Source organism: Xenorhabdus griffiniae, assembly GCF_015163655.1.
GTDB lineage: Bacteria > Pseudomonadota > Gammaproteobacteria > Enterobacterales > Enterobacteriaceae > Xenorhabdus > Xenorhabdus griffiniae.
This window is the reverse complement of record NZ_JADEUF010000149.1, coordinates 1-7,058: the sequence shown is the minus strand read 5'-3', so window position 1 is coordinate 7,058 and position 7,058 is coordinate 1. Positions and strand designations below refer to the sequence as shown.

Annotated in this window: 3 protein-coding genes; 1 reads left to right on the top strand and 2 read right to left on the bottom strand. The window is 37.3% G+C overall.

Annotated features, from left to right (window positions below; translation table 11 throughout):
- The first annotated feature begins 610 nt into the window (after positions 1-610).
- Positions 611-2,428: a hypothetical protein gene (locus tag IQ211_RS17145; RefSeq protein WP_193836426.1), complete on the top strand. Its 1,818-nt coding sequence runs from the start codon at positions 611-613 to the stop codon at positions 2,426-2,428.
- A gap of 181 nt (positions 2,429-2,609) precedes the next feature.
- On the opposite strand, the gene IQ211_RS17140 is transcribed toward IQ211_RS17145, so the two are convergent.
- Positions 2,610-6,761, bottom strand: a complete 4,152-nt coding sequence (locus IQ211_RS17140) for an inverse autotransporter beta domain-containing protein (RefSeq protein WP_189761209.1) — start codon at positions 6,759-6,761, stop codon at positions 2,610-2,612.
- Positions 6,762-6,800: 39 nt separating this feature from the next.
- The coding region (locus tag IQ211_RS19715; RefSeq protein ID WP_228011610.1) for a hypothetical protein at positions 6,801-7,058 on the bottom strand (258 nt) is incomplete at its 5' end.

Below are 7,058 nucleotides of genomic sequence, written 5' to 3'. Positions count from 1 at the left end.
CCATATGGTTAAATAAAAACGAATTTATTTCCAATGAAAAAAAGTTATCACATTATAATAATATTATTAACATTGCAAATAAATTATTTTGATGTAAAAACAGAGTGAATTATATTTAATATAGACTCAAAATAAAAATTTTCACCAAATAAAATATAAGAAATCAGATTTTTTGACTAAAAACAGATAATTAATGAACTCACATAGTGAAATTGATGGAGTTTTAACCTGTGTCGAAATGTATCTCTAAAAAGATTATACAAACTTACTAATTTATATCTGTTTTATCGATATTATATCTTCGGCTTTAGTTTTGGGTTTCAGCTATTTTCTTTATTTAAAAAGGAAAGATGACATAGCTCGCTTCCATTTATGAATGTAGATTTCTATATTTGGAACTATATTTTATAATATTAATGTAATTTATTTATTATATTGATAATATCATAATGTGATAACTTTTTTTCATTGGAAAGTTTAATTTTTTTATTTAACGATATGTGGAAAATAGCTTCATGGGTGGTTTTTTCAATAACGTTTTCTTTTGGTTATATTTGACAATGCATTTTAGTAGGCTGAAATAATTATTTTATTACATAAGGAAATAGAAATGAATAAAAACAAAGAAATATTCGAAAAACAAGGTGCATCCCCAAATAATCAACCACCTCAACCTGCGGCTGCAAAAGATGATTATCAAGTTACTCTATCATTAGAAAGTGGCACTAATGTTTTTATCGGCCAAGAGATTTATCTTAAAGTTACTATAAAATCAACTACAAATGATGTTTCCTCCCTTAATAATATCGGTTCAGTAATAATAAAAGATCCAACAGGTAAAAAATCCATTAGCTACAAGATATATGAAAGTTATTCTGCTGTAATTCCTCAAAATAAAGCTGATAGTTATGGCGAGGCCATATTAGCATTAACCATTCACAAACCTAATGATAATAATCAACTTAATCTTTCAATTTCTGTTCAGGATAAACATAAAAGACCTATCCCCGGGTTTAACGACAGGCCGGTTAAATATACTGTAATAAATAATATTCTAGCAGATTCGGTTGTTTTAAAAACCAAAAATGAGTTTATAGCAACACCGACCACGGTTAATTCAATCAGTGATCCAAACAGCATTTATAACCTATACTCTGGTATTATTAGCGATAATAATATTAATCCAATCGGTAATATTCAGGTGGTTATTGCAGCCCAAAGACATAATCAATTGTCACCTTCTGCTGGATTGGTAAAAATAACCCACGATCGTGCTACAGGCGCTAATGAACCCATTGATATTATGACGCTTCCCGACGGGCGAGATTTCTTTGTACTAACAAGCGATCCACAGGGGGAAATCAGTTTTCGTGCCTATCCAACAGCAGGTGCGGAAGGAAGAGTGGATTTTGTGGCTAAAATCCAAAATTTAACCATGGATGATTATACGGCAGCGATGTGTATATACCCAGCCTATTCCCAAAATCATCCTTTAGATAATCCTTTTATCAATGAAATGGAAGAGGGAGGGACACTTAAAAAGCTGCCTGGACAAACAGATTTTACTGTGAGTGTTAACTCCTATGATGGGTATATGACACCCGGTTCAAAAGATGTTATCGCATTTTTTACTTTATATGATGGAATAATGACTAAAGATGATGACACAACACCAAAAACCCTATTATCCCCAACATATAGGATTAATAATAAGGTAGAAAGAATAGAAGATAGGATATTTTCTTTCCCGTACGATCAATTAGAACCTAATAAACCTGGTGGAATATATTATGCTGTGATATCTGAACAAAATGAGATTATGTACTCTGACGCTTTATATATGAACTATGTTAATCATGATGATTCTCCTGAGCCGGATAAAGATAGATTTTTTGATAAACCTCAAATATATTCTACTTATATTCCGAGAGATTCTATTAATCCTAGTAGTGGCGATGGTAGAGTTAATGAATCATCTTATGTTACTTTTGATATGATAAGCGTAGGACTTGATTTTGGTGATGGTACCGATAATAAAGCAAAAGCGGGATTATATGTTGCAGTGCAAGTTTTAGGTAATGGAATTACAGGAAATTTACCATCTCCTAATCACACAGGACAAGTCAGAGTAACTATAGAATCTTACACAGGCGATGTGAAACAAAAGTCATATACTCTGGATCTAACTGATAGTAATTTAAAAACAGATAATAATAGTAAGTCTAAGTTCCAAGTAGTCACTATTCCATTCTGTTTTCTTAAAGATATCAAACCAATAGGAGAGGACCAACCAACAAGATTATATATTGATTATATAATCAAAGATAATACAACAAATAAACAATTAGCAAGTAAAGTTTGGAATGGTTACATTTCCACCTACTCTACAATAATAGGTGCTGATGATGATTACTATGGATGTTCCTAATAAAACGTTGTGTAAAACCTGCTTCTTTTAAGCTGAAAATCTGATATCTTTCTGATTCGGTCAGTTGTTTATAGGCCATAGTGCACTTTCCTTTGGCGAGAAAGGTGCCTACTATAGCAACTGATCGCCTTTTTCAGAATCGGTTAATAATTAAAAAATATAAATAAGCCATTAATATCAACTAGTAGGGTTTATATACACACAATAAATATCCCTGTCCATATTGATCTTGGGGGCTCTTGTCAGTGCGAAGGTCAAATAAATACTTCGTAGAACCATTATAACTTGGCACAATCACTGAAACTTTTCCAGCAGAATCAAACTGATCAAGTATTCCCCAATCAAAGCTACGGGGAAATTCCTTCGTTAAAGAATCATCTTCATCAACCAAGTCCATATTAGTAATATTTTTAATTCCATTAATTGAAGCACCACCAGTACAGTCTGCGTCAGAATCAGTTCCAATCAAATCGATATTAGCAGAACTGACAAAAAATCTTTTTATATCAAAATGATAATTATATCTATACTTGGCATAATTGGGTTTTTCAACTGTCATTTCCAAAGTCGTTTTTCCTGATGAAAAATCAAAATGTATTACGCCTTTATTATTAGGATCTTGCTCACCAAGGTCACTAATCTGACCACCTGTAATCTCAACTGTATCGTTACTTTGGGAAATTGGCTTTCCTGTCAACTTATCTACTAATTGTCCTTTTAGCCCCTGGAAAGTATTATGAGGTCTATTTTGTTCTTTATATAAATTCCCGCCAGGTTTTTTGTCACTGTATACATGGAGCCACGCTTCTTTCTGAGTAACAGGCTCGAAAACAACCGCATCCGCTTTTTTGGAAAAAGTTTTTTCTCCATCTGGAACTGATAAGATTACTATCAAACCATTACTCACCTGATTATTCGTAATATTTCCAATACCAACATTACTGGTCAAAATGGCTGTAATTTGACCATTCTGTACGATGTTATTACTCTTAATTTCCCACTCCGGATTATTATTATACATTTCGGCTTTAAAGTTTGTCTCCCATTTAGCATCTATCTGATATCCATCATGTGGTATTTGTATCTGATTTCCCTTCTTCTGAATAATCGTTGCCGTATAGGTATAAGAATTCTTACCATCTCCCAAGAGAGGATTGTTGGAATTAAAACCATCAACCTTAAGGTGTGTTATTTCAAAAAACTCCGATGGCTTTTTAAAATCCACAGGAGCAGCACATTGTTCTGTTTCAGAGATCTCAACAGATTTTTCATCAACAGCAGCAAGACACACGATGGCACCTGTCACTACCGGATTTTTCTCACTGCTAAGCAGTTGAACTTTTAATGTGCCATCAGATTGAGCAGTCACTTCTCCCTTCTCTGATAGCCAGGTATTTTGTGGAGTACCACCCGCCTGCGATTTTAACCGCCACTTAAACTTAATATCTTGCCCGGTATAAGGTGTTTTACCATCAGCACCAACCACATGCGCAGTATAGTGATAAGCGTGTTGCGGATCTTTATCTCCATCCGCCGGAACGGTGCCGGTTTTTTCGGTAACGGTGGGTTTCTGAATAGTTGGCCATTTGAATTCCACATCCACCGACGCCGCTGTTTCAACGCCTTCGACGGAAGCCTCTACCGTCACTGTTTGCGCCTGCGTACTGGTCAATGTTGTGGTAGCACTCCCATCACCCTGAGTTGTGCTGCTTGTTGGACTCAGTGTTACTCCTTTTTGATTGGGATTTTTTAAGGTCCAGTTAACTTGCTTATTAGGCTCCGAATTGTTACCCGTAGCATCCTTAACGTGAACGGTCAGGGTATAATTTTCACCCACCAATATTGGGCTTGGTGGTGTCGGTGTTATTGACACTTGTTCCGATTTGAAATCTACTGGCGGCTTTGCCTTAACCGGCGGTTGTTTTCCCACCGTAAGTGAAACGACAACCCCCTTGACTGCCTTAATACTGGTTAAGGTTGCCGTTAATTGTCCTTTGTCATCGGTTGTCTTATCTGATTGATCTAGCGTGAGTTCTGGCATATTGTCGGGATGTTCTATCTTCCACGTCGCATTCGAAATGTTTTTCTTGAAAACAGGGATTCCATCAATACCTACGATTATCGCCCTATAGGTATATTTTTGGTGACCATCTGCCGTGACTGTCCCTGACGAGTCGATATGAATATCCCCTTTAACCTTATAATCTTGGGTATCCGCAGTAAAGGTCACCGGAGATTGTGCCGGAACAGGCTGTTGGCCTCCAATGGACAGTGAAACCGTGACATCCTTTATTTCCACTGTACTCGCCAGGGTTGCCGTTAATTTTCCATCCCCGTCCGTTGTGACTTCACCATTTAATGGAGTCCAAATAAGCCCATCATGGTTTTTGTCCTTACTCCAATTCACATTGGCGATTTTCTGATTTCTCACTGGATGGTTATCACTATCTAATACCACAGCGCTGTAGGTATAAGTCTGGGAACCATTGGCTACCTGTGACGGTACTGCCGGTAAAACTTCAACTTTATCCACGTGGAAACTGGCAGAATGTTTATCAAAACTGACCTCCCCCACTAACTGCGGTGGTTGGCTATTCAGTTGCAGGTACACTTTGACGTCTTTATGTGGCCGGCTACTTATTAAGACCGGTTTGCGTTTGAAATGACCCTTTTCATCCAATGCCACAGCGTCTGATGTTTCCCAGTCAAGCAATTGCAATCCCGTATCTGTACCGATTTTAGGATCGGTTATCCACTGAACGTGGCTGATAGTGGTATTTTTTATCGGTGTCCCATGAGCCGTATCAAAGGTAATCACCGGATTAAATGTATAGCCATCCTTTTTATCCCCCGTCGCAGGCAATGGCCCGGCAGGAGTAAAATAAGCCCTTTCCTGTTTTTTCAGTATAAAGGGCCTGACAATCACACGCATTGCAACTGGCGCTGATTTTAGGCCATCTTCCAATTCAGCCAGGGCATAAATGGGGTAATTGTTATTCTGGTTATCGCCGGATAAATAAGTTGGCAGGGTGATTTTTATGGTGTGGCCGACGCGGGAAGAGAGTTTCCCGCCGTTTTTTTCAAAATCTTCGTTCGTTGTCCAATGAATCTGCTTAACAAAATCATTAGACGATAATTTGACGGTAATCTCGTGCTGCTCATGACTGTATCCCACAATCGTTTCCGGTAACGATAATTGGGCAATCGGCTTTTTCTGGTGTTCAAGCACAATATGATTATTTCTTTCTACCAGATCATAACGGCTGCCCGCTAATGTTCTCGCCGCTGCCACATTTTCTGGCGCCAATTGCACACTCAGGGGAACACCCAGTTTATAATTAAAATTCGCCAAAAACTGCGTTTCGCTGTGTCCACTTCCCCCTTGTTTATAATCTACACCCAGGGTAAATAGCGGAACTGGGGTATAAGTCAGCCCCAATTTAGCCAGGTTAGGATTTTTCTGTTTTGTGTCACGATTGAATAAAGTTACGTTATCGCCAAAATACTGTTCATAGGTCAGTTTGGCCCCCAGATGAGGGTAAGCAGGTAAGAAAAACTCCCCATTAATGTCATAACCGTTGGCTGGGCGTTCATAATAACCGACAAAATCCCGCGAGTCTTTCCAGTCAGTTAAACGATAATAGGTATTAGCGGAAAGTTTAATGTAGTCTCCCCCGATTTCTCCGCCCAAACCAAGGCGCTGATTTTTACCTGTCAGGTCATAATCATAAAAGGTATTCAGGCCATACATCCAGTTTTGAGAAAAATAACGCCCACCTAATCCCAGGTTCATGGTATCCCGACTATCTTTGTTGCGATAACCTAGCTGCGAAAAGAGCAACCAATCCGCTTTATTATCATAAAGTGGCAATAACAGATCGAATGAATTGTTTTTTAGTGTTCCTTTTTTATCTAATCCAAAATTAATCCTGACAGTACCAAATTGTGATAACCATTTTTGTGCACCGGAAGATACCGTGTTATTAAACTGTCCTATCGCGTAGGATTTGGCTTGCTCTGCCAGCTCAGAAGGTGAAGATGACAGGATTTTTCCTGCCATCTGGATGTTTTTAGCAATAATGCCTGGTGTATTAGAATCAGCGGTGTGATCGTTTTTTTTAATTCTATTTTTTTCACGAATATTTGAATTCAAATTTTTTTTACTTGATTCATTAACCTGAGCATTTACATTATCTTTGTTATCCGTTTTTTGCGTGTCTATTTTCTCAGATGCCAGATGACTCTCTGCAAAGGGGCTCGTTATCGTATAGGGTACTATTAACGTATAAAGAAAGAGAAAGAAGACAATACCCTTACCAATATATGATAACATATACAAACACCTTATAAGTTCTGATATTAACCCGGATTTTTAGTTACGTTCACACTTACTCATAAAATGACTCGGATCTACTCTTGATATGATATTAGTTGCATATTTTATTTTTGCATCATTAAAAATAGTTATCACATGATAACTATTTTTAATGACATAATAATTCAACACACTGATGATCTTAGCCAAATGTTTACCAAGTAAAAAAATAAACCTCGTTAAGTTAAATAGCGTTTCAAAATAATAGGAGTACTCCTTACCCCGCGCACTGCGCGGGGTAAGGAACTCCAACAT

What these genes read in the sequence shown, in the direction of transcription:
- IQ211_RS17140 (WP_189761209.1), bottom strand. Translation starts at nt 6,761, where the DNA reads ATGTTATCATATATTGGTAAGGGTATTGTCTTCTTTCTCTTTCTTTAT.
- IQ211_RS17145 (WP_193836426.1), top strand. Translation starts at nt 611, where the DNA reads ATGAATAAAAACAAAGAAATATTCGAAAAACAAGGTGCATCCCCAAAT.